Annotated in this window: 11 protein-coding genes; 7 read left to right on the top strand and 4 right to left on the bottom strand. The window is 67.5% G+C overall.

The window, feature by feature from the left end; all coding sequences use genetic code 11:
• The first annotated feature begins 23 nt into the window (after positions 1–23).
• From ggt to ACSQ19_RS06795, 5 genes are all read left to right on the top strand, one after another.
• Positions 24–1,757: a gamma-glutamyltransferase gene (gene ggt, locus ACSQ19_RS06815; RefSeq protein WP_436000823.1), complete on the top strand. Its 1,734-nt coding sequence runs from the start codon at positions 24–26 to the stop codon at positions 1,755–1,757.
• A gap of 171 nt (positions 1,758–1,928) precedes the next feature.
• Complete coding sequence (locus ACSQ19_RS06810; RefSeq protein ID WP_436000821.1) at positions 1,929–2,471, top strand: hypothetical protein; 543 nt, start codon at positions 1,929–1,931, stop codon at positions 2,469–2,471.
• 619 nt (positions 2,472–3,090) lie between these two features.
• Entirely contained in the window at positions 3,091–3,333 is a 243-nt protein-coding gene (locus ACSQ19_RS06805) for a DUF1653 domain-containing protein (RefSeq protein WP_299344567.1), read from the top strand.
• 37 nt (positions 3,334–3,370) lie between these two features.
• Positions 3,371–3,586 (top strand): hypothetical protein, encoded by a 216-nt coding sequence (locus tag ACSQ19_RS06800; protein ID WP_436000818.1) that lies wholly within the window; start codon positions 3,371–3,373, stop codon positions 3,584–3,586.
• 41 nt (positions 3,587–3,627) lie between these two features.
• The gene (locus ACSQ19_RS06795; protein WP_436000816.1) at positions 3,628–4,173 is read left to right on the top strand and encodes a DUF1697 domain-containing protein; all 546 of its coding nucleotides are present in this window, start codon (positions 3,628–3,630) and stop codon (positions 4,171–4,173) included.
• Positions 4,174–4,262: 89 nt separating this feature from the next.
• On the opposite strand, the gene ACSQ19_RS06790 is transcribed toward ACSQ19_RS06795, so the two are convergent.
• The 4 genes from ACSQ19_RS06790 to zwf form a co-directional block, all read right to left on the bottom strand.
• Positions 4,263–5,984: an ExeM/NucH family extracellular endonuclease gene (locus tag ACSQ19_RS06790; protein ID WP_436000814.1), complete on the bottom strand. Its 1,722-nt coding sequence runs from the start codon at positions 5,982–5,984 to the stop codon at positions 4,263–4,265.
• Positions 5,985–6,325: 341 nt separating this feature from the next.
• A complete protein-coding gene (locus tag ACSQ19_RS06785; protein WP_436000812.1) occupies positions 6,326–6,844 on the bottom strand; it encodes a c-type cytochrome in 519 nt (172 codons plus the stop codon).
• 167 nt (positions 6,845–7,011) lie between these two features.
• Positions 7,012–7,725 carry a 6-phosphogluconolactonase gene (gene pgl, locus ACSQ19_RS06780; protein WP_299344549.1) on the bottom strand — a complete coding sequence of 238 codons (714 nt, stop codon included), beginning with the start codon at positions 7,723–7,725 and terminating at the stop codon, positions 7,012–7,014.
• Positions 7,726–7,813: 88 nt separating this feature from the next.
• Positions 7,814–9,292, bottom strand: coding sequence for a glucose-6-phosphate dehydrogenase (gene zwf / locus ACSQ19_RS06775; RefSeq protein WP_296281495.1), 1,479 nt, complete (start codon positions 9,290–9,292; stop codon positions 7,814–7,816).
• Positions 9,293–9,416: 124 nt separating this feature from the next.
• Here zwf and ACSQ19_RS06770 point away from each other — a divergent pair, with 124 nt between their 5' ends.
• Together ACSQ19_RS06770 and ACSQ19_RS06765 are read left to right on the top strand one after the other, a co-directional pair.
• Positions 9,417–10,166, top strand: a complete 750-nt coding sequence (locus ACSQ19_RS06770) for a GntR family transcriptional regulator (protein ID WP_296281493.1) — start codon at positions 9,417–9,419, stop codon at positions 10,164–10,166.
• 464 nt (positions 10,167–10,630) lie between these two features.
• Positions 10,631–25,585, top strand: a complete 14,955-nt coding sequence (locus tag ACSQ19_RS06765) for a DUF7507 domain-containing protein (protein WP_436000809.1) — start codon at positions 10,631–10,633, stop codon at positions 25,583–25,585.
• Positions 25,586–25,594 lie beyond the last annotated feature (9 nt).

Here is a 25,594-nt window from a genome sequence, read left to right as displayed (position 1 = left end):
CCGCGCACCATCCTCCTCCCCTGATGCGCATCCTTGCTTCGTTCTGCATTGCGACGGCGTTGAGTGCCGCCGCCGGTGTTCCCGCCGCATCCGCCGCCGACCGCATCGCCGGGCGCGCGTTCGCCACCCGTTCCGACGTGATCGCGCCGCACGCGATGGCGGCCACCTCGCATCCGCTGGCCACGCAGATCGCGCTGGACGTGATGAAGCAGGGCGGCACCGCGATCGATGCGGCCATCGCCGCCAACGCGGCGCTCGGCCTGATGGAGCCCACCGGCAACGGCATCGGCGGCGACCTGTTCGCCATCGTCTGGGACCCGAAGACGAAGAAGCTGCACGGCTACAACGGCTCGGGCCGTTCGCCGAAATCGCTGACGCTCGACTACTTCAGGCAACAGGGCATCACCGACATCCCCGCGCACGGACCGCTGCCGGTCAGCGTGCCGGGTGCGGTGGATGGCTGGTTCGCGCTGCACGACCGCTTCGGCAAGCTGCCGATGCGCGACGTGCTGGCGCCGACCATCCGCTATGCGCGCGACGGCCACCCGGTCCACCAGACGATCGCCTACTACTGGGAGCGCTCGGTGCCGCGGCTGTCGAAGTTCCCCGGCTTCAGCGAGCAGTTCACGATCGGCGGCCGCGCGCCGCGCACCGGCGAGCTGTGGAAGAACCCGCGCCTGGCCGACACGCTGCAGAAGATCGCTGACGGCGGCCGCGACGCGTTCTACAAGGGCGACATCGCGCGCACCATCGACACGTACTTCAAGGCCAACGGCGGCTTCCTGTCGTACGAGGACATGGCCGCCCACCACGGCGAATGGGTCGAACCGGTCAGCACCAATTACCGCGGCTACGACGTGTGGGAACTGCCGCCGAACGGGCAGGGCATCGCCGCCCTGCAGATGCTCAACGTGCTGGAGGGTTACGACTTCAGCAGGATTCCCTTCGGCAGTCCCGAGCATGTGCACCTGTTCGTCGAAGCAAAAAAGCTGGCCTTCGCCGATCGCGCGCGCTGGTATGCCGATCCCGCTTTCCAGCCCGCGCCGGTCGCGCGCCTGATCTCCAAGCCGTACGCGCGCGAACGCGCGAAACTCATTTCGCCCGACAAGGTGCTGCGCGAAGTGCAGCCCGGCACGCCGAAGGAACTGGAAGAAGGCGACACCATCTACCTGACCGTCGCCGACAAGGACGGGATGATGGTCTCGCTGATCCAGTCCAACTACCGCGGCATGGGCAGCGGCATGGCGCCGACCGGCCTGGGCTTCATCCTGCAGGACCGCGGCGAGATGTTCGTGCTGCGCGATTGCGACGGCGCCACGCCGCATCCCAACTGCTACGCGCCGGGCAAGCGTCCGTTCCAGACGATCATCCCGGCCTTCATCACGAAGGACGGGCGGCCTTGGGTCAGCTTCGGCGTGATGGGCGGCGCCATGCAGCCGCAGGGCCACGCGCAGATCGTGATGAACCTGGTCGACTTCGGCATGACCCTGCAGGAAGCCGGTGACGCGCCGCGCATCCAGCACGACGGTTCCACCGAACCGGTCGGCAGCGCCACCGCGATGCGCGATGGCGGCGTGGTGCAGCTGGAATCCGGCTTCCCCTACGAAACCGTGCGCGCGCTGATGGACAAGGGCCACCACGTCGAATGGGCCCTCGGCCCCTACGGCGGCTACCAGGCCATCAGGCGCGACCCGGAGACCGGCGTGTACTACGGCGCCAGCGAAAGCCGCAAGGATGGGCAGGCGGCGGGGTATTGAGGGATCGCGGGCGTGTTTTCATAGGTAGGGGTGAACGGAGTGAACCCCAAGATCGCAGCGACGAAACATCCATCTGTTGGGTTTCGCTAGCTCAGCCCAACCTATCGCACTGTCTACGGGTAGAGACGAAGGCAGCACTTCCAACACGTGAATTCGTACAGGTGAGCAAGAATGCTGTATGCCGTGGCCGACGTCGTGGATCGTTCTCTGGCACGAAAAAACGCGTCGGAGCTGGCAACGTTGCTCGGCGCGCGTTCATCCTCGCAACAACGCAACGTTGTCGGCGAGCCGACTTGCCCTTACAAGGTTCGACTTAATACAGATGCTTTCTGGCTTGGTGTTGGCGTATCGGATGCGTCGTATGTCGTCGCCGGAAACTGGAGAGGGACGTTTGGGAACGAAGGTTGCTTCGGAGCCTCGTTGAAAACGCTTAGACCGGGAATGAGTCTCCGACTGGAAGGAGCTTCAAGAGAGCTCGGCGTACCGGTGTACGTAGCCAATCATGCCCAGGCCCCCAAGATCGCAGCCGCCCTTTGTTCGCCTACATGCCGGCCAATCATTCAGCAGATCCAATGGTCGGCGCTGAAGACCATGTTTCTGAGTCCAGTACAGATCCATGCGATAGGAGACTTCCGAACATCGGAGCAATGCGCCATCCAAGTGACCGTGCTCCGCGACCTGTTGCTTGCGTTTAGCAGTTCCCGCAACGCGTAGGATGGGTGGAGCGAAGCAGTTTTCAGTGGCGGAGCCGGTCTACCCATCATCTGCTCCTACTCAACCCAATCCGCCGAACCCATCAAGTTCAAGGAGCACCATGGAGGCCGATCCTGTCGTTCGCCAACTCGTGGAAACCATGGCCCGGGAACATGGGCTTACGATCTCCTACGACACGCATTACGACGCAGGCAACTGGCGGCTCTCGTGGTGGGAGGGTGGTGTGCGGCACGCGATCGATATCCAGGGATATCCGGATGGCTGGATCGAAGTGTCGCGTCTTAGCACGCGCTACCCCGCGCTACCAAAGCTGCTGGCATGGGCGTGTCGTACGTTACCCATGTTCCCGCGTTGGGAGCGCACGGAGCACAAGGCATTGGCGAGACTGCCTTGGCCAGGATCGGTTGAGGATGTGCGGAGCGCGATCGAGTCGGAATTTCTTGGACGTTCGCGTGCTGTGCAAGCCACCGAGACACAGCCGTAGCTCGTAGGGTGGGCCTCGGCCCACCACACGTAGTCTTTGTGGATCCAACGTATCCCGGCGCGTGTATTGCCTGATCGTGGACAATGTCCGCAACGGTGGGCCAAGGCCCACCCTACTCATCCAAGAGGCACGCGCATGGCCACGCTTCCCGCCCTCCCCGAACTCACCCCCGGCCTTTACCGTCACTACAAAGGCAACGACTACGACGTGGTCGCCGTGGCGCGGCACAGCGAGACGCTGGAGCCGGTGGTGGTGTATCGCGCGCTGTACGGCGAAGGTGGCCTGTGGGTGCGGCCGTATGCGATGTTCTGCGAGAACGTTATCGTGGACGGACAGCCGGTGCGTCGCTTTGCGCCGGTCGGGTCCGCGCAGGAGTGAAGTGCGCATGGGACGGTGGTCGAAACTCCGGGCCTGGATGAATCGCGACGATGGGAGGTTCTACCGGGTGGGCAATACCTCACTCGGTCCATTGAGCATCATCGGTGGACTTGCTGTCATCGCCTCGTTGATCTTGTCGCAGCTGCTCCGTCATGCCGATCTGCATGTGGCTTGGCCGATTGCGGTGGGACTCGTTGGCGTCGTGTTGTGGTTGCTTGGCGGCTCCCGCGACGAACCCCACGATGACACCTGACCGCTTCGGCATCGTCAAACATCAATGACGCAAGCTCTGACATGACCACCTACATCGCCCTACTCCGCGGCATCAACGTCGGCAAGGCCAAACGCATCGCGATGGCGGACCTGCGCGCGCTGCTGGAAGGGCTGGGCCATGCCGACGTCGCCACGCTGCTCAACAGCGGCAACGTGGTGTTCCGTTCCGGCAAGAAGACGCCGGCGAAGATCGCGACGGAGATCTCCGGCGCCATCGCCGCGCAGCTCAAGATCGACGTGCCCGTCATCGTGAAGTCGGCGAAGGACCTGGCCACGATCATCGACGACAACGCGCTGGCCGATGCGGCCGCCGACCCCTCGCGCCTGCTGGTCGCCTTCGTGCAGGAAGCCGATGCACTGCCGGCGCTGTCCGCCATCGCACCGCACGTGGTGCCGCCGGAACAATTCCTGCTCGGCAGCGAAGCCGCCTACCTGCATTGCGCGCGCGGCATCCTCGAGAGCAAGGCCGGCGAGGCGCTGGTGGGCAAGGCCGGCAAGGCCGCCACCACGCGCAACTGGGCCACCGTGCTGAAACTGCAGGCGCTGGTCGAGAAGATGGACGGGTGACGTGCACTGTTCCGTGGGAACGAAGTCGGTCGCGATGATCTACTGCGAAGGTGTCATCGCGACGGACGTCGCTCCACAGGCGAGGTCGCCTACAGATCGAAGCCCAGCAGCAGCGGGTCGTGGTCGGAGCTGCGGTAGGGCACGGTGGGGTCGCCGTCGGCGTAGCCTTGCGCGTCCTGCTCGTCGGCGTTGATGTGCCACTCGGCGGCACCGCGCAGTTGCTTCGCCAGTGACGGGCTGAGCAGGGCGTGGTCGAGGCGGCCGCTGAGGCCGCTGTAGACGTAGCTGTAGGGCTGTTCGATGCCGGCCTGCTTGAACGCATCCACCCAGCCGGCGTCGTCGCGCAGCCAGCGCACCGGCGCTTCCATCGCGTAGGCGTTGAAGTCGCCGAGCATGACGACGCGGTCGCTGCGGGTGCGGGTGGGATCGGTCTTCAGCCACGCGTCGAGACGCTGTGCCGAATCCAGGCGCAGCGCATTCCAGCACCCCGCGCCCTCCTTCTGGTCGGCGTCCAGGCCGGTGGCTTCGGAGCAGCCCTTGGACTTCAGGTGGTTGGCGACCACGACGAAGGGTTTGCCGGTGCCGCGCACGAAGGCCTGCGCCAGCGGGCTGCGGCTGCGTTCGCCGAACGGGCCGGCCTGCAGCGTGGCGGGCTTGCCGGTGGGCGTCACCTTGTCGCTGCGGTAGATGATGCCCACGCGGATCGTGTCCGGGCCGGGGCCCTGCTTCGCATCGATGAAGCGCCACGTGCCGCCGTCGGCGTTCAACGCGGCGACGAGCTGGGCGAGGCTGGAGTCGGCGCCGTAGCCGTCGTTCTCCAGTTCCATCAGCGCGGCGATGTCGGGATCGAGCCCGCGGATGGTGCCGACCAGCTTCTGCACCTGCGCCTGGTACTGCGCCGCGGTCTTGGCGCCGCGTTCGGTGGGGAAGCCGCCGCCCTTGCCGTCGCCGTTGAACAGGTTTTCCAGGTTGAACGCGGCGATGCGCACGTTGCCGGCGACCTGCGGCGCGGCCGGGCGTTCCGGTGCGGCGATCGTCGGTGCCACGGTGAGCTGCAGGCGCCATCCCCCGTGGCGCGCATCGACGATGCCCTGCGCGCCGGTCAGCACGGTGCCGGTGCGCAGCGGCTGGTTTTTCTTCACGTACCAGACGGTGGCGGGATCGCGTTGGGTGCTGCCGTCGTCCAGCACCAGGGTGCGGCGCGCGTTGTCGGCGGCCAATCGCTTGGCGTCGGCGCTGCCGGGCACGGCGACTTCGCTGGGCTGCCACAGGCGGCCGTCGAAGCTCGTGGTGAGTTCGCCGAAACGGCCCAGCGCGTCGGTACCGCTCAACGTGAGCGGGGCGTCGATGCGGACGAGCATGCCTTCGTAGCGTTCCCAGTCGGCGGGCTGGGCGGTCAGCACGGTGGGTGCGATGCGGCCGGTGCCGCGCGACTGGATCACGGGGGCATGCAGCACCGTCAGCGTGTCGTCGCCGCCGGCCTTGCGCTCGCCGACGATGCCGCGCACGCGGATGCGGTCGCCCGCGGTGAGAAGCGGGGCGGGCGTGCCGTCCTCGAAGGCGACGAACAGCGCGTCGGACGTCGTCGCCTTGCCGTCGCCGGCGTCCTGCACGAACACGCCGCCCAGGTTGGCGAAGGCCGCGGTGACGACGCCTTCGACGGCGACGGTCTGCCCGTCCAGCGGGCTGCGCGCGCCATCGCCCTGCACGTCGCCGATCGGCACGATGCGCTCCTTCGGCGTGGCGGCGCAGGCGGGCAGCGACAGCGAGGCGAGCAGGGCGAGCGTGAGCAGCGAGCGGGGAGGCGTCATCGTGATCGGACCGGGCGAGCGAGGCGGCAAGGGTAAACGGAATGGGTGACGGGCAGGTTTTCCGCGCGAGGCGGGACGGCGTGCTTCCCCTCGCCCCGTGACAACGGGGAGAGGGTGCCCGGAGGGCGGGTGAGGGGCGCCGGCGCCGCGGCGTTGGAAGTTCGCCGTGATGCGTCGAGCGCGGGGGGCAGGCCTGGACCGTCGGAATCGGTCTCCGTTCGCCCCTCATCCGCCTTCGGCACCTTCTCCCCGCAGGCGGGGAGAAGGAAAGCGGTTGAGATTCCCCACGACACAAACAAAAACGCCGCCCGCAGGCGGCGTTTCATGGAAGGCGCGAGGCCTTACTTGCTGTTGGCCAGCATCCAATCGACGGTGGCGTGGATCTGCTCGTCGGAGATGGCCGGGTTGCCGCCCTTCGGGGGCATGATGCCGCCGTCCGGACCGGTGAAGCCTTCGATCGCGTGCTTGTACAGGGTGTCGACGCCCTTGCTGGCGCGTGCGCCCATGCCGGCAGCGGTCAGCATCGGTGCCTTGCCGACGCCGTTGGTGTGGCAGGCGCCGCACAGGTTCTTGTAGATCTCGCCACCGTCCAGCGTGCCGCCGTAAGCGACCTGGGAGGAGGCAGCCGCCGCGGCGGCCGCGGCGGCTGCCGCTTGGGCCGCAGCACCGGTTTCACCGGCATAGACCGCGCCGGCCGGGGCAATGCGGGCCTCGGTGATCTGCACGGCCTTCGGATCCACTTCCGGCGGCAGGCTGTCGTGCAGGAAATACGCACCGACGATCAGGCCGGCGGTGACCAGCATCAGGAAGCCGATCACCATCGAGAAATGCTTGAGGAATTCGAGGTCGTAGTTACGCACTTTCCACCTTTGGCAGCACGGCCTCAGGGCCGCGCATGGCTACGAAAACGGGGGCCGACGGACAACGCGCTGCGCGATCCAGGCGGGGCCGGGCGCCGGAACGCCGCGGGCAAGGCCGCATTATAAGCAGTGAGGCCGTCTTTGCCTCAACAAGGGCGGTAGGGTGCTCACTGCGCCAGGTAGACCTGCAGCGGCGCGCGCAGGGCCTGCAACACCCCGCGGATGGGGTAGCCGGCTCCGGCGCCTTGGCCCGACAGCGCCTGCTGCAATACCTGTCGCTTCTCGCCGCCTTCGATATGGAGATACAGGTGGCCGGCGTCGCGCAGCATCGGCAGGGTGAGGGTGATGCGGGGCTCGCCCGCCCCGGGCGCATGCATCGGCAGTACGGTCGCCGGGGTGGCCGGATCCATGGCGTCGACCAGGCGGTCGCCGCCGGGGAAGAACGAGGCGGTATGCCCGTCGCCGCCCATGCCCAGCACGACCACGTCCAGCCTTGCCGGCAGGGCCGCCGCGATATCTGCCAGGGCCTCGTCCGGAGTGGGGGTGGCACGGTGGAGCGGCACGAAGTGCGCATCGGCAGCGGCGTGCTGCAGCAGGTGCGCCTTCACCAGGCGGGCATTGGAACGGTCATGATCGTCGGGTACCCAGCGCTCGTCGACCAGGGTGACGGTGACGTTGGCCCAGTCCAGCGGCTCCTTCGACAGCGCCTGCAGGAAGCGCCGGGGCGTGCTGCCACCCGACAGCGCGATGCTGGCATGGCCACGCGCCACGAGCGCGGTCCGCAGGTCGTCGGCCACGGCGCGTGCAAGCGCAGTGGCGACGCTGTCGCCATCGGGAAAGGGGTGCAGCTGGATCTGCAGCGAGAGATCGGTGGGGGGCATGGAGCGACTCGGGAGTGGGGGCTTCCCGGGGGAAGGCAGGTCGGCGTGGGGGCGCCAGGAAAGCCCCGCCTGGGCGGGGCCGGCGACGTCAGACGGTGTCTTCGTGCCAGGTGCGGCCGTCGCGCTCGACCAGGGCCACGGCGGCGCTGGGACCCCACGAACCGGCGGTGTAGGGCTTGGGCGTCTCGCGCCCGGCCTCCCAGGCGGAGAGGATCGGGTCGATCCAGGCCCATGCGGCCTCGACTTCGTCTCGGCGCATGAACAGGGTCTGGTTGCCGCGGACCACGTCCATCAGCAGGCGCTCGTAGGCTTCCGGCTGATGCACGCCGAAGGCCTCGGCGAAGCTCATGTCCAGCGGCACGTGCTGCAGGCGCAGGCCGCCCGGGCCCGGGTCCTTGATCATGATCCACAGCTTCACGCCTTCGTCCGGCTGCAGGCGCAGCACCAGCTTGTTGCCCATCACCGGGCCGGCGCTGTCGTCGAAGATGGAATGCGGGATCTGCTTGAACGCGATGACGATCTCGGAGACGCGCTCGGCCAAGCGCTTGCCGGTGCGCAGGTAGAACGGCACGCCGGCCCAGCGCCAGTTGTCGACTTCGGCCTTCAGCGCCACGAAGGTCTCGGTGCGCGAATCGGGTTTGCCGAGTTCGTCCAGGTAGCCCGGCACCGCGGCGCCGCTGCTGGCGCCCGCGCGGTACTGGCCACGCACGGACAGGTGGCCGACGTCTTCGCCGCGGATCGGCTTGAGCGAGCGCAGGACCTTCAGCTTCTCGTCGCGCACGGCGTCGGCCTGCAGCGCGGCCGGCGGTTCCATCGCCACCATGCACAACAGTTGCAGCAGGTGGTTCTGGACCATGTCGCGCAGCGCGCCGGAGGTGTCGTAGTAGCCGGCGCGCTTCTCCAGGCCGACGGTTTCGGCCACGGTGATCTGCACGTGGTCGATGCGGCTGGCGTTCCACAGCGGCTCGAACAGGATGTTGGCGAAGCGCAGCGCCAGCAGGTTCTGGACGGTCTCCTTGCCCAGGTAGTGGTCGATGCGGAAGATCTGGCTTTCGGCGAAGGCACTGCCGACGGCATCGTTGATGACCGCGGCGCTGGCCGAGTCGTGGCCGATAGGCTTCTCGATCACCACGCGCGCGTTGCCGGTATTCAGGCCATGGGCGCGCAGGCGGTCGCAGATGTTCACGAACAGCGTGGGGCTGGTGGACAGATAGAAGACGCGGATGCGCTCACCGGTGGTCTGCAGTCGGGCGGCGAACTCGTCCCAGCCCTCGTCCTTGGTGGCATCCAGGGCCATGTAGCCCAGCTTGTCGAGGAAGGCAGGCAGCTTGGCCTTGAGCGCTTCGTCGCCGCTGGCGATGCGGGCCAGCGCCTCGCCGACCTTCGCCCGGTATTCGGCATCGCCCTGCTTGTCGCGCGCCACGCCGAGGATGCGGCTCTCTTCCGGAATCTGGCCGTCGGCATAGCGTCGCAGCAGGCCCGGCAGCAGCTTGCGCAACGCCAGATCGCCGGTGCCGCCAAAGATGACGAGATCGAAGGTGTCGACAGGCAAGGTCTTCGCAGTCACGGGAGCGTCTCGGTGCTACAGGAATGAGCGATCACAATACCACCGGGGTACCACGGGATGCCAACAGGTCCGCTAAGTGAAAGGATTGTTGCGGTATTGGTACGGCACTGGTATTTTTATTGTCATGCAAACGAACCTGCTCGAGGAATACCAGCGGCTGCAGACCGGTGAGTCCACCCGGGCAGTGGCCTACCTGCGCCTGCGTCGCGCGCTGCAGAACCTGATGGATGCTGGGGTGCTGCGGCCTGGACAGGCGCTCCCCAGCGAACGCGACTTGGCCCAACTGCTGGACCTTTCGCGGGTGACCATTCGCAAAGCGTTGGCCGGCCTGATCGAAAATGGTCTGCTCGTGCAGCGACAGGGGGCCGGCACGTTCGTGGCCGAGCGGATCCTCCGCCAGTTCTCGCGCTTGACCAGCTTCACCGACGACCTGCGCGAGCGTGGTCTGAATCCGCAGGTGAAGTTTCTCGAGCGCACCGTGGGGGAAGTAACCCCCGAAGAATCGATGGCGCTGAACCTGTCGCCGGGCAGCGGCGTGGTGCGCATGTACCGTTTGCGGCACGTCGACGGATCTCCGATCGCCATCGAACGCACCCTGGTCCCCTACGCGCTGTTGCCTGATCCAGACAGCGTGACCACCTCTTTATATGAAGCGCTGGACGCCTATGGCCACCGGCCCAAGCGCGCCCTGCAGCGTCTGAGAGCCGTGGCGTTGGATGAGGAGGCGGCCCGCCACCTCGAACTGCCGGTGGGCGCGCCAGGCCTGCTGGTCGAGCGGCGCGCCTTCCTGGAGGATGGTCGGGTCGTCGAATCCACCCGGTCCTACTACCGCGGCGACGCCTACGACTTCGTCGCCGAGCTGCAGAGCGACTGATTCCCTGCCGGCCAGGCCGGCCATTCCCCGGGTTTGCTGTCCCTGCCTGTCCTGAACGGATGAGCGGGGTGGGCCTGCTTGCGTGGGCCTTTTCTGCCGCTTGTCTGTCGCAGCGGGCCACTGATCGGCCGCGGCGGCATTCTGGCGCCGGCATGCGCTGCTTCTGTGATGAAGTTCACGCGCTTACCTATTGACGTCAATGAGTTGACGTTAAATTAAAGTAAAGATGTAATAGAGATCTCACTTTAGTGTGAAAGATGTCCGCTTCGGGGTGTGAAGCGCGATTTGTGACGTGCGCACCAATTCGACCGGCCGAGTGGCCGTCGGGGAGCGCACCGACTTTCAAGACAGCCTTGGGGGAGGCAGTCCCGGCTGGCTTATCTCCCGATCCAGCGCAAGGGACCACCGTGCACGCTCCAACTCGATTCCGCCGTCTTGCCCGGAAGGGCCGCTCCCTCCTTGTAGTGGGGACGCTGGCCGTCTGGGGCGCATTCACGGCACCGGTCCTTGCGCAAACCCAGGTCACAAACACGGCCAACGTCGCGTTGCCGGCGGGCATCGTCGATACCAACACGGCCAACAACACGTCCAGCGTGACGGTGGGGGTTCTGGCGCTGCCCCGCCTGACGCTGGTCAAGCAGGTCGTCAATGACAACGGCGGTACCGCGCTGGCGACCGCTTGGACACTCACTGCCACCGGGCCGTCCACCACCATCTCGGGAGCGACCGGCACGGCGGCCGTCACCTCGGTCGCCGTACCTGCCGGCTCGTATGCGCTGACGGAGACCGGCGGTCCCGCCGGCTACACGGCAGCGACATGGAGTTGCGTCAAGAATGGTGGCGCGGCGGTGGCGGCCAACACGGTCAGCCTGGCCGGCGGCGATGTCGCCACCTGCACCATCACCAACAACGACCAGGCCGCGACGCTGACGCTGGTCAAGACGGTCATCAACGACAATGGCGGCACGGCCACGGTCGGTAACTTCCCGCTGACGGCGACCGGTCCCACGACCATCACGGGTGTCTCCGGCACGGCCGCAGTCACCAATGCCTCGGTCAGTGCCGGCGTGTACACGCTGTCGGAAGTGACGGCCGCGGGCTACGTGGCAGGCACGTGGAGCTGCACCGCCGGCTCGCTGTCTGGCAACCAGCTGACCTTGGCCAATGGCCAGAGTGCGAGCTGCTCGATCACCAATAACGATCAGGCCGCGACGCTGACGCTGGTCAAGACGTTGGTGAATACGGGCGGTGGCGCGGCGACCATCAGCGACTTCCCGCTGACCGCGACCGGTCCGACGACCATCACCGGTGTGAGTGGCACGGCGGCAGTGACCAATGCCTCGGTCAATGCGGGCATGTATACGTTGTCGGAACCGACGGTCGCCAATTACGCGGCTGGCAGCTGGAGCTGCACGGCGGGCACGCTGTCCGGCAACCAGCTCACGCTGGCCAATGGCCAGAGCGCAAGCTGCTCGATTACCAATACCTTCCAGCCCGCTCCGTCGCTTGCGCTGGACAAGACAGCGTCGCCGACCACAGTGTCGGCCGCGGGCCAGACGGTCACTTATTCGTTCCTGGTGACCAACACGGGCAACGTGGCGATCACGAGCCTGCAGATCAACGAGACTGCGTTCAGCGGTACCGGAGCGGCGCCGGTCATCAACTGTCCGGTCAGCACGCTGGCGGCGGGTGCGACGACGACCTGTAGCGGCACATATGTCGTCACGCAGCAGGACATCGACGCCGGCACGATCAGCAATACGGCAACGGCGTCGGGGACCAACCCCGCCGGCGGCACGACGACTTCGCAGCCCGATACCGCCACGGTCGCCTCGACCGCCGCACCGTCGCAGAGCCTGCTCAAGGCGCTGACGGGCAACGCGGACGGTGATGCCAGCGGGACGGTGAGCGTCGGCGACGTACTGACCTACACCGTCACCATGACGAACACCGGCAACACGACCCTGACCGGCGTGGTGGTGAGCGACAGCAAGATCACGCCTAACACGATCGCCTGCGCCAGCGTGGCGCCGGGCGGTACCTGCGTGCTGACGGGCAGCTACACGGTCACGTCGACCGACGTGACAGCGGGGAATGTCAGCAACACGGCGGTCGTGACCAGCCCTGTCTGCCCGGTAGGCAACACGACGGCTGCGTGCACCACCACGATCGTGACGCCGGTCGTGGCGCCCAGGGTGGAATACTTCAAGTCGGCTGACACGTTGGGTCCGGTGGCTGTCGGCGAGACGATCACGTATTCCCTGACGGCAGTCGTGGCCAACTCGCGCTTGGTCAATGCGCTGGTGCTCACCGATACCCTGGGCACAGGCCTGACGTTTGGCACCGTCACCAGTCAGACGCCGCCGGGCGCTTATACGGTCGACGCTGGTGGAGCGCCCGTCATTACGTTTACCCTGCCAGCAGGCACCCTGCCAGGCACGTACACGGTGGTGTACACCACGACGGTGAACGACCAGGCCGTCGTGGCCGTGACCAACCTGGTGACGGGCAACCAGGGCGGTTGTCAGATCGACAACGTTTGCGATACCTCCACGCCGGTGACGGCGCCTGCGGTGAGCTACAGCAAGTCGGCCAGCACGACCGGTCCGGTGGCGGTGGGTGAGACGATCACCTACACGCTGACGACGGTGGTGGCGAACTCGCAGACCACGTCGGTGACGACGCTGACCGACACGCTGGGCACGGGCCTGACGTTCGGTGCGGTGACCAATGCCGGTGCGTACACCTGCAACAGCACCAACCCGCTGGTGTGCACGCTGCCGGTGGGCACGCTGCCGGGCACCTACACGGTGACCTACACGGCGACGGTGAATGACCAGGCCGTGGGCACGGTGGACAACGCCGTGGTCGGCACCAACGCGACCTGCACGACGAACTGCGGCACCAGCACGCCGGTGACGGCGCCTGCGGTGAGCTACAGCAAGTCGGCCAGCACGACCGGTCCGGTGGCGGTGGGTGAGACGATCACCTACACGCTGACGACGGTGGTGGCGAACTCGCAGACCACGTCGGTGACGACGCTGACCGACACGCTGGGCACGGGCCTGACGTTCGGTGCGGTGACCAATGCCGGTGCGTACACCTGCAACAGCACCAACCCGCTGGTGTGCACGCTGCCGGTGGGCACGCTGCCGGGCACCTACACGGTGACCTACACGGCGACGGTGAATGACCAGGCCGTGGGCACGGTGGACAACGCCGTGGTCGGCACCAACGCGACCTGCACGACGAACTGCGGCACCAGCACGCCGGTGACGGCGCCTGCGGTGAGCTACAGCAAGTCGGCCAGCACGACCGGTCCGGTGGCGGTGGGTGAGACGATCACCTACACGCTGACGACGGTGGTGGCGAACTCGCAGACCACGTCGGTGACGACGCTGACCGACACGCTGGGCACGGGCCTGACGTTCGGTGCGGTGACCAATGCCGGTGCGTACACCTGCAACAGCACCAACCCGCTGGTGTGCACGCTGCCGGTGGGCACGCTGCCGGGCACCTACACGGTGACCTACACGGCGACGGTGAATGACCAGGCCGTGGGCACGGTGGACAACGCCGTGGTCGGCACCAACGCGACCTGCACGACGAACTGCGGCACCAGCACGCCGGTGACGGCGCCTGCGGTGAGCTACAGCAAGTCGGCCAGCACGACCGGTCCGGTGGCGGTGGGTGAGACGATCACCTACACGCTGACGACGGTGGTGGCGAACTCGCAGACCACGTCGGTGACGACGCTGACCGACACGCTGGGCACGGGCCTGACGTTCGGTGCGGTGACCAATGCCGGTGCGTACACCTGCAACAGCACCAACCCGCTGGTGTGCACGCTGCCGGTGGGCACGCTGCCGGGCACCTACACGGTGACCTACACGGCGACGGTGAATGACCAGGCCGTGGGCACGGTGGACAACGCCGTGGTCGGCACCAACGCGACCTGCACGACGAACTGCGGCACCAGCACGCCGGTGACGGCGCCTGCGGTGAGCTACAGCAAGTCGGCCAGCACGACCGGTCCGGTGGCGGTGGGTGAGACGATCACCTACACGCTGACGACGGTGGTGGCGAACTCGCAGACCACGTCGGTGACGACGCTGACCGACACGCTGGGCACGGGCCTGACGTTCGGTGCGGTGACCAATGCCGGTGCGTACACCTGCAACAGCACCAACCCGCTGGTGTGCACGCTGCCGGTGGGCACGCTGCCGGGCACCTACACGGTGACCTACACGGCGACGGTGAATGACCAGGCCGTGGGCACGGTGGACAACGCCGTGGTCGGCACCAACGCGACCTGCACGACGAACTGCGGCACCAGCACGCCGGTGACGGCGCCTGCGGTGAGCTACAGCAAGTCGGCCAGCACGACCGGTCCGGTGGCGGTGGGTGAGACGATCACCTACACGCTGACGACGGTGGTGGCGAACTCGCAGACCACGTCGGTGACGACGCTGACCGACACGCTGGGCACGGGCCTGACGTTCGGTGCGGTGACCAATGCCGGTGCGTACACCTGCAACAGCACCAACCCGCTGGTGTGCACGCTGCCGGTGGGCACGCTGCCGGGCACCTACACGGTGACCTACACGGCGACGGTGAATGACCAGGCCGTGGGCACGGTGGACAACGCCGTGGTCGGCACCAACGCGACCTGCACGACGAACTGCGGCACCAGCACGCCGGTGACGGCGCCTGCGGTGAGCTACAGCAAGTCGGCCAGCACGACCGGTCCGGTGGCGGTGGGTGAGACGATCACCTACACGCTGACGACGGTGGTGGCGAACTCGCAGACCACGTCGGTGACGACGCTGACCGACACGCTGGGCACGGGCCTGACGTTCGGTGCGGTGACCAATGCCGGTGCGTACACCTGCAACAGCACCAACCCGCTGGTGTGCACGCTGCCGGTGGGCACGCTGCCGGGCACCTACACGGTGACCTACACGGCGACGGTGAATGACCAGGCCGTGGGCACGGTGGACAACGCCGTGGTCGGCACCAACGCGACCTGCACGACGAACTGCGGCACCAGCACGCCGGTGACGGCGCCTGCGGTGAGCTACAGCAAGTCGGCCAGCACGACCGGTCCGGTGGCGGTGGGTGAGACGATCACCTACACGCTGACGACGGTGGTGGCGAACTCGCAGACCACGTCGGTGACGACGCTGACCGACACGCTGGGCACGGGCCTGACGTTCGGTGCGGTGACCAATGCCGGTGCGTACACCTGCAACAGCACCAACCCGCTGGTGTGCACGCTGCCGGTGGGCACGCTGCCGGGCACCTACACGGTGACCTACACGGCGACGGTGAATGACCAGGCCGTGGGCACGGTGGACAACGCCGTGGTCGGCACCAACGCGACCTGCACGACGAACTGCGGCACCAGCACGCCGGTGACGGCGCCTGCGGTGAGCTACAGCAAGTCGGCCAGCACGACCGGTCCGGTGGCGGTGGGTGAGACGATCACCTACACGCTGACGACGGTGGTGGCGAACTCGCAGACCACGTCGGTGACGACGCTGACCGACACGCTGGGCACGGGCCTGACGTTCGGTGCGGTGACCAATGCCGGTGCGTACACCTGCAACAGCACCAACCCGCTGGTGTGCACGCTGCCGGTGGGCACGCTGCCGGGCACCTACACGGTGACCTACACGGCGACGGTGAATGACCAGGCCGTGGGCACGGTGGACAACGCCGTGGTCGGCACCAACGCGACCTGCACGACGAACTGCGGCACCAGCACGCCGGTGACGGCGCCTGCGGTGAGCTACAGCAAGTCGGCCAGCACGACCGGTCCGGTGGCGGTGGGTGAGACGATCACCTACACGCTGACGACGGTGGTGGCGAACTCGCAGACCACGTCGGTGACGACGCTGACCGACACGCTGGGCACGGGCCTGACGTTCGGTGCGGTGACCAATGCCGGTGCGTACACCTGCAACAGCACCAACCCGCTGGTGTGCACGCTGCCGGTGGGCACGCTGCCGGGCACCTACACGGTGACCTACACGGCGACGGTGAATGACCAGGCCGTGGGCACGGTGGACAACGCCGTGGTCGGCACCAACGCGACCTGCACGACGAACTGCGGCACCAGCACGCCGGTGACGGCGCCTGCGGTGAGCTACAGCAAGTCGGCCAGCACGACCGGTCCGGTGGCGGTGGGTGAGACGATCACCTACACGCTGACGACGGTGGTGGCGAACTCGCAGACCACGTCGGTGACGACGCTGACCGACACGCTGGGCACGGGCCTGACGTTCGGTGCGGTGACCAATGCCGGTGCGTACACCTGCAACAGCACCAACCCGCTGGTGTGCACGCTGCCGGTGGGCACGCTGCCGGGCACCTACACGGTGACCTACACGGCGACGGTGAATGACCAGGCCGTGGGCACGGTGGACAACGCCGTGGTCGGCACCAACGCGACCTGCACGACGAACTGCGGCACCAGCACGCCGGTGACGGCGCCTGCGGTGAGCTACAGCAAGTCGGCCAGCACGACCGGTCCGGTGGCGGTGGGTGAGACGATCACCTACACGCTGACGACGGTGGTGGCGAACTCGCAGACCACGTCGGTGACGACGCTGACCGACACGCTGGGCACGGGCCTGACGTTCGGTGCGGTGACCAATGCCGGTGCGTACACCTGCAACAGCACCAACCCGCTGGTGTGCACGCTGCCGGTGGGCACGCTGCCGGGCACCTACACGGTGACCTACACGGCGACGGTGAATGACCAGGCCGTGGGCACGGTGGACAACGCCGTGGTCGGCACCAACGCGACCTGCACGACGAACTGCGGCACCAGCACGCCGGTGACGGCGCCTGCGGTGAGCTACAGCAAGTCGGCCAGCACGACCGGTCCGGTGGCGGTGGGTGAGACGATCACCTACACGCTGACGACGGTGGTGGCGAACTCGCAGACCACGTCGGTGACGACGCTGACCGACACGCTGGGCACGGGCCTGACGTTCGGTGCGGTGACCAATGCCGGTGCGTACACCTGCAACAGCACCAACCCGCTGGTGTGCACGCTGCCGGTGGGCACGCTGCCGGGCACCTACACGGTGACCTACACGGCGACGGTGAATGACCAGGCCGTGGGCACGGTGGACAACGCCGTGGTCGGCACCAACGCGACCTGCACGACGAACTGCGGCACCAGCACGCCGGTGACGGCGCCTGCGGTGAGCTACAGCAAGTCGGCCAGCACGACCGGTCCGGTGGCGGTGGGTGAGACGATCACCTACACGCTGACGACGGTGGTGGCGAACTCGCAGACCACGTCGGTGACGACGCTGACCGACACGCTGGGCACGGGCCTGACGTTCGGTGCGGTGACCAATGCCGGTGCGTACACCTGCAACAGCACCAACCCGCTGGTGTGCACGCTGCCGGTGGGCACGCTGCCGGGCACCTACACGGTGACCTACACGGCGACGGTGAATGACCAGGCCGTGGGCACGGTGGACAACGCCGTGGTCGGCACCAACGCGACCTGCACGACGAACTGCGGCACCAGCACGCCGGTGACGGCGCCTGCGGTGAGCTACAGCAAGTCGGCCAGCACGACCGGTCCGGTGGCGGTGGGTGAGACGATCACCTACACGCTGACGACGGTGGTGGCGAACTCGCAGACCACGTCGGTGACGACGCTGACCGACACGCTGGGCACGGGCCTGACGTTCGGTGCGGTGACCAATGCCGGTGCGTACACCTGCAACAGCACCAACCCGCTGGTGTGCACGCTGCCGGTGGGCACGCTGCCGGGCACCTACACGGTGACCTACACGGCGACGGTGAATGACCAGGCCGTGGGCACGGTGGACAACGCCGTGGTCGGCACCAACGCGACCTGCACGACGAACTGCGGCACCAGCACGCCGGTGACGGCGCCTGCGGTGAGCTACAGCAAGTCGGCCAGCACGACCGGTCCGGTGGCGGTGGGTGAGACGATCACCTACACGCTGACGACGGTGGTGGCGAACTCGCAGACCACGTCGGTGACGACGCTGACCGACACGCTGGGCACGGGCCTGACGTTCGGTGCGGTGACCAATGCCGGTGCGTACACCTGCAACAGCACCAACCCGCTGGTGTGCACGCTGCCGGTGGGCACGCTGCCGGGCACCTACACGGTGACCTACACGGCGACGGTGAATGACCAGGCCGTGGGCACGGTGGACAACGCCGTGGTCGGCACCAACGCGACCTGCACGACGAACTGCGGCACCAGCACGCCGGTGACGGCGCCTGCGGTGAGCTACAGCAAGTCGGCCAGCACGACCGGTCCGGTGGCGGTGGGTGAGACGATCACCTACACGCTGACGACGGTGGTGGCGAACTCGCAGACCACGTCGGTGACGACGCTGACCGACACGCTGGGCACGGGCCTGACGTTCGGTGCGGTGACCAATGCCGGTGCGTACACCTGCAACAGCACCAACCCGCTGGTGTGCACGCTGCCGGTGGGCACGCTGCCGGGCACCTACACGGTGACCTACACGGCGACGGTGAATGACCAGGCCGTGGGCACGGTGGACAACGCCGTGGTCGGCACCAACGCGACCTGCACGACGAACTGCGGCACCAGCACGCCGGTGACGGCGCCTGCGGTGAGCTACAGCAAGTCGGCCAGCACGACCGGTCCGGTGGCGGTGGGTGAGACGATCACCTACACGCTGACGACGGTGGTGGCGAACTCGCAGACCACGTCGGTGACGACGCTGACCGACACGCTGGGCACGGGCCTGACGTTCGGTGCGGTGACCAATGCCGGTGCGTACACCTGCAACAGCACCAACCCGCTGGTGTGCACGCTGCCGGTGGGCACGCTGCCGGGCACCTACACGGTGACCTACACGGCGACGGTGAATGACCAGGCCGTGGGCACGGTGGACAACGCCGTGGTCGGCACCAACGCGACCTGCACGACGAACTGCGGCACCAGCACGCCGGTGACGGCGCCTGCGGTGAGCTACAGCAAGTCGGCCAGCACGACCGGTCCGGTGGCGGTGGGTGAGACGATCACCTACACGCTGACGACGGTGGTGGCGAACTCGCAGACCACGTCGGTGACGACGCTGACCGACACGCTGGGCACGGGCCTGACGTTCGGTGCGGTGACCAATGCCGGTGCGTACACCTGCAACAGCACCAACCCGCTGGTGTGCACGCTGCCGGTGGGCACGCTGCCGGGCACCTACACGGTGACCTACACGGCGACGGTGAATGACCAGGCCGTGGGCACGGTGGACAACGCCGTGGTCGGCACCAACGCGACCTGCACGACGAACTGCGGCACCAGCACGCCGGTGACGGCGCCTGCGGTGAGCTACAGCAAGTCGGCCAGCACGACCGGTCCGGTGGCGGTGGGTGAGACGATCACCTACACGCTGACGACGGTGGTGGCGAACTCGCAGACCACGTCGGTGACGACGCTGACCGACACGCTGGGCACGGGCCTGACGTTCGGTGCGGTGACCAATGCCGGTGCGTACACCTGCAACAGCACCAACCCGCTGGTGTGCACGCTGCCGGTGGGCACGCTGCCGGGCACCTACACGGTGACCTACACGGCGACGGTGAATGACCAGGCCGTGGGCACGGTGGACAACGCCGTGGTCGGCACCAACGCGACCTGCACGACGAACTGCGGCACCAGCACGCCGGTGACGGCGCCTGCGGTGAGCTACAGCAAGTCGGCCAGCACGACCGGTCCGGTGGCGGTGGGTGAGACGATCACCTACACGCTGACGACGGTGGTGGCGAACTCGCAGACCACGTCGGTGACGACGCTGACCGACACGCTGGGCACGGGCCTGACGTTCGGTGCGGTGACCAATGCCGGTGCGTACACCTGCAACAGCACCAACCCGCTGGTGTGCACGCTGCCGGTGGGCACGCTGCCGGGCACCTACACGGTGACCTACACGGCGACGGTGAATGACCAGGCCGTGGGCACGGTGGACAACGCCGTGGTCGGCACCAACGCGACCTGCACGACGAACTGCGGCACCAGCACGCCGGTGACGGCGCCTGCGGTGAGCTACAGCAAGTCGGCCAGCACGACCGGTCCGGTGGCGGTGGGTGAGACGATCACCTACACGCTGACGACGGTGGTGGCGAACTCGCAGACCACGTCGGTGACGACGCTGACCGACACGCTGGGCACGGGCCTGACGTTCGGTGCGGTGACCAATGCCGGTGCGTACACCTGCAACAGCACCAACCCGCTGGTGTGCACGCTGCCGGTGGGCACGCTGCCGGGCACCTACACGGTGACCTACACGGCGACGGTGAATGACCAGGCCGTGGGCACGGTGGACAACGCCGTGGTCGGCACCAACGCGACCTGCACGACGAACTGCGGCACCAGCACGCCGGTGACGGCGCCTGCGGTGAGCTACAGCAAGTCGGCCAGCACGACCGGTCCGGTGGCGGTGGGTGAGACGATCACCTACACGCTGACGACGGTGGTGGCGAACTCGCAGACCACGTCGGTGACGACGCTGACCGACACGCTGGGCACGGGCCTGACGTTCGGTGCGGTGACCAATGCCGGTGCGTACACCTGCAACAGCACCAACCCGCTGGTGTGCACGCTGCCGGTGGGCACGCTGCCGGGCACCTACACGGTGACCTACACGGCGACGGTGAATGACCAGGCCGTGGGCACGGTGGACAACGCCGTGGTCGGCACCAACGCGACCTGCACGACGAACTGCGGCACCAGCACGCCGGTGACGGCGCCTGCGGTGAGCTACAGCAAGTCGGCCAGCACGACCGGTCCGGTGGCGGTGGGTGAGACGATCACCTACACGCTGACGACGGTGGTGGCGAACTCGCAGACCACGTCGGTGACGACGCTGACCGACACGCTGGGCACGGGCCTGACGTTCGGTGCGGTGACCAATGCCGGTGCGTACACCTGCAACAGCACCAACCCGCTGGTGTGCACGCTGCCGGTGGGCACGCTGCCGGGCACCTACACGGTGACCTACACGGCGACGGTGAATGACCAGGCCGTGGGCACGGTGGACAACGCCGTGGTCGGCACCAACGCGACCTGCACGACGAACTGCGGCACCAGCACGCCGGTGACGGCGCCTGCGGTGAGCTACAGCAAGTCGGCCAGCACGACCGGTCCGGTGGCGGTGGGTGAGACGATCACCTACACGCTGACGACGGTGGTGGCGAACTCGCAGACCACGTCGGTGACGACGCTGACCGACACGCTGGGCACGGGCCTGACGTTCGGTGCGGTGACCAATGCCGGTGCGTACACCTGCAACAGCACCAACCCGCTGGTGTGCACGCTGCCGGTGGGCACGCTGCCGGGCACCTACACGGTGACCTACACGGCGACGGTGAATGACCAGGCCGTGGGCACGGTGGACAACGCCGTGGTCGGCACCAACGCGACCTGCACGACGAACTGCGGCACCAGCACGCCGGTGACGGCGCCTGCGGTGAGCTACAGCAAGTCGGCCAGCACGACCGGTCCGGTGGCGGTGGGTGAGACGATCACCTACACGCTGACGACGGTGGTGGCGAACTCGCAGACCACGTCGGTGACGACGCTGACCGACACGCTGGGCACGGGCCTGACGTTCGGTGCGGTGACCAATGCCGGTGCGTACACCTGCAACAGCACCAACCCGCTGGTGTGCACGCTGCCGGTGGGCACGCTGCCGGGCACCTACACGGTGACCTACACGGCGACGGTGAATGACCAGGCCGTGGGCACGGTGGACAACGCCGTGGTCGGCACCAACGCGACCTGCACGACGAACTGCGGCACCAGCACGCCGGTGACGGCGCCTGCGGTGAGCTACAGCAAGTCGGCCAGCACGACCGGTCCGGTGGCGGTGGGTGAGACGATCACCTACACGCTGACGACGGTGGTGGCGAACTCGCAGACCACGTCGGTGACGACGCTGACCGACACGCTGGGCACGGGCCTGACGTTCGGTGCGGTGACCAATGCCGGTGCGTACACCTGCAACAGCACCAACCCGCTGGTGTGCACGCTGCCGGTGGGCACGCTGCCGGGCACCTACACGGTGACCTACACGGCGACGGTGAATGACCAGGCCGTGGGCACGGTGGACAACGCCGTGGTCGGCACCAACGCGACCTGCACGACGAACTGCGGCACCAGCACGCCGGTGACGGCGCCTGCGGTGAGCTACAGCAAGTCGGCCAGCACGACCGGTCCGGTGGCGGTGGGTGAGACGATCACCTACACGCTGACGACGGTGGTGGCGAACTCGCAGACCACGTCGGTGACGACGCTGACCGACACGCTGGGCACGGGCCTGACGTTCGGTGCGGTGACCAATGCCGGTGCGTACACCTGCAACAGCACCAACCCGCTGGTGTGCACGCTGCCGGTGGGCACGCTGCCGGGCACCTACACGGTGACCTACACGGCGACGGTGAATGACCAGGCCGTGGGCACGGTGGACAACGCCGTGGTCGGCACCAACGCGACCTGCACGACGAACTGCGGCACCAGCACGCCGGTGACGGCGCCTGCGGTGACGTACAGCAAGTCGGTGACGCTGCCGGCTGGCCAGACGGAAGTCTCGATCGGCGATACCCTGACCTACACCCTGCAGGTCCAGGTGTCGGATGCCAGCACCACGTCGCTCGTTACGCTGACGGATACGCTCGGTACCGGCCTGACGCTGGGCGCCGTGTCCCCGGGCATTTTCAGCTGCGGCAGCGGGAATCCCCTGGTGTGCACGCTGCCGGCCGCAACGGCGCCCGGCACGTACACGGTGACCTACTCGGCCATCGTGAATGACCTCGCCACCGGCTTTGTCCGCAATGTCGTGGTGGGCACGGGCGATGACTCTCCCACCTGCCAGGGCAGCTGCCAGACCGAAACGATCGTGACGGAGCCGTTGCCGGCCATCATCAGCTACGGTAAGTCGGCTGCATTGCCTGCCGGCAAGACGCAGGTCGTGGCGGGTGACGTGATCACCTACACGCTGACGACCACCGTCGCGGCAGCGCCGACCTCCGGTGTGCTGACGCTGACCGACACGCTGGGCACGGGCCTGACGTTCGGTGCGGTGACCAATGCCGGTGCCTATACCTGCACGAGCACGCAACCGCTCGTCTGCACCCTGCCGGCGGCCACGGCGCCGGGCGTGTACGAAGTGAGCTATACGGCCACGGTGAACGGCCAGGCCACCGGTTTCGTACGCAACGCGGTGGTCGGCACCAGCGACGACAACCCGGTCTGCGCCGCCGATTGCGACATCGATACGCCGGTCGCGGCACCCACGATCGTGGTCAACAAGAGTTCCGACCCTTCCAATGGCGCCACCGTGCAGCCCGGTCAGGTGATTACCTACACCCTGTCCGTTCAGGTCGGCCAGTCGGCCACCCGTGCGGCGGTGACGCTGGTCGATACTCCGGACCAGCGCCTGATTCTGGGTGCGATGCCGGCAGGGTGTGCTTACAACGGCACGACGATGACCTGCACGCTGTCGGCTGGTACGCCCGTGGGCACGCATGTGTTCACCTACACCGCGACGGTCGGTGCATCGGCCAGTGGCCGTGTATCGAACGTGGTGGTGGCGAGCACCGACGACCCGACGGGTCAGCCGCCATCCTGCCAGACCTGCAGCACGGAACACCCGGTCAATCTGCCCGAGATCCGCCTCAGCAAGTCGGCGGGTGCGCGCGAAGTGAAGGTGGGCGATCTGGTCCGCTACACGCTGACCGTGGAGAACGTGGGCACCAGTGATCTGGTGGACGGCCGCATCATCGATACGCCCCCTGCTGGCTTCAGCTACGTGGAAGGGTCGCTGGTGGCCGGCGATGCCGACCGGATGGCGACGGTGTCGGGTATCTACCCGATCCGCATCGACGGCGTCGACGTGCCTGCCGGCGAGACCGCCACGCTGGTCTACGTGATGCGCGTCGGTGCGGGCGTCCGCCCGGGTACGCACGTCAACCAGGCGCAAGTGCGCTCGGCGACCGATGATCCGGTGTCGAACGTGGCCACGGCCGAGGTCGTGCTGACGGCGGATGCGCTGGTCGACGACAGCCTGCTGTTCGGTACGGTGTTCAACGACCGCGATGGCGACGGTTGGCAGGACAGCGCAGCGTTGAGCGGCGTCACGGTGCAGGGCGGCTTTGCGCCGGGTGCCTATATCGCCAACTCCACCACGGTGGATCGTGGTGCTGGTCCGCAGCCGGAACCGGATGCGAGTTCGCCGATGCTGCACGGCATCGCGCTGGGTGCGATCGCAGGTCGCCAGTCGCTGGCCGAGCCGGTCGACGCGAACGCGGTGGTCATCCGCCAGCGTCTGAGCGAGGCCAGCTTCACCGACGACTTCGTGTTGACCACCGACCAGGGTGTCACGGTGCGCATGGATGCCGCAGGTGCCACCCGCGTCGAGCAGTCCGGCGATGCGGCCAAGGGCCTCAATGCCGCCGCGCCGACGGTGGAGCGCCGCGTGTCGCAGGGCGAAGGCGGCTATGTGGTCGACTACGTCATCCGCAATGCGGGCATCGACGAGCGCGGCATCCCCGGCGTGCGCATCGCGTCGGTGGAAGGCCTGCTGATCGAGACCGACCAGTACGGCCGTTACCACCTGGCCGGTGTGCCGGGCGGCGCGTGGGAGCGGGGTCGCAACTTCATCCTGAAGGTCGATCCCTCCACGTTGCCGAGCGGCGCCGCGTTCACCACCGACAACCCGCTGCTGCGCCGGATCACCCCCGGCGTGCCCGTCCGCTTCGACTTCGGCGTGACGTTGCCGGAGCAGGTCATCGAAGGCTGGCAGGAGCAGGTCGAGCTGGAGCTGGGCGAAGTGTTCTTCGCCCCCGGTAGCGCCGAGGTCCGGGAGAAGTACCTGCCGGTGATCGAGGCGATGGCGGCCAAGGTGCGTGAGTACCAGGGCGGTGACGTGGTCATCCATGCCAACGGCGACAGCGAAAGCCTGGCCTTCGACCGCGCGAACGCGGTCAAGGCAGCGCTGCTGGAGAAGCTGGACGCGGGCTCGGCCAGGGGCCTGGTGGTGAGCGTGCGCGGTACCGTGGACGATCCGGGTTCGCTCATCGTGGGCGTCGACGAAGGCGGCGCGCTGCTGGGCACGGTCTTGTTCGATACCGACAAGTCCACCATCCGACCCGAGTTCGATCCGTTGCTGGACAAGGTCGCCGCGGCGCTGGAGAAGATGGGTGGCGGCAGCATCGCCATCGTCGGCCATACCGACATACGCGCTTCGCACGCGTACAACACCGCGCTCGGCATGCGTCGCGCCAAGGCGGTCTATGACGCGATCGCCCAACGCCTGAGCCAGGAAGTGCGTGCCAAGGTGCGCGTGGAAGCCAGTAACGATCCGACAGCCCCTGTCGGCGTGCGGAAGTGAGGGGGCGGA

Source organism: Pseudoxanthomonas sp. LjRoot127 (genome assembly GCF_964253495.1).
Taxonomy (GTDB): domain Bacteria; phylum Pseudomonadota; class Gammaproteobacteria; order Xanthomonadales; family Xanthomonadaceae; genus Pseudoxanthomonas_A.
The sequence above is the reverse complement of the archived record's forward strand: the minus strand, read 5'-3'. Positions and strand labels throughout refer to the sequence as shown.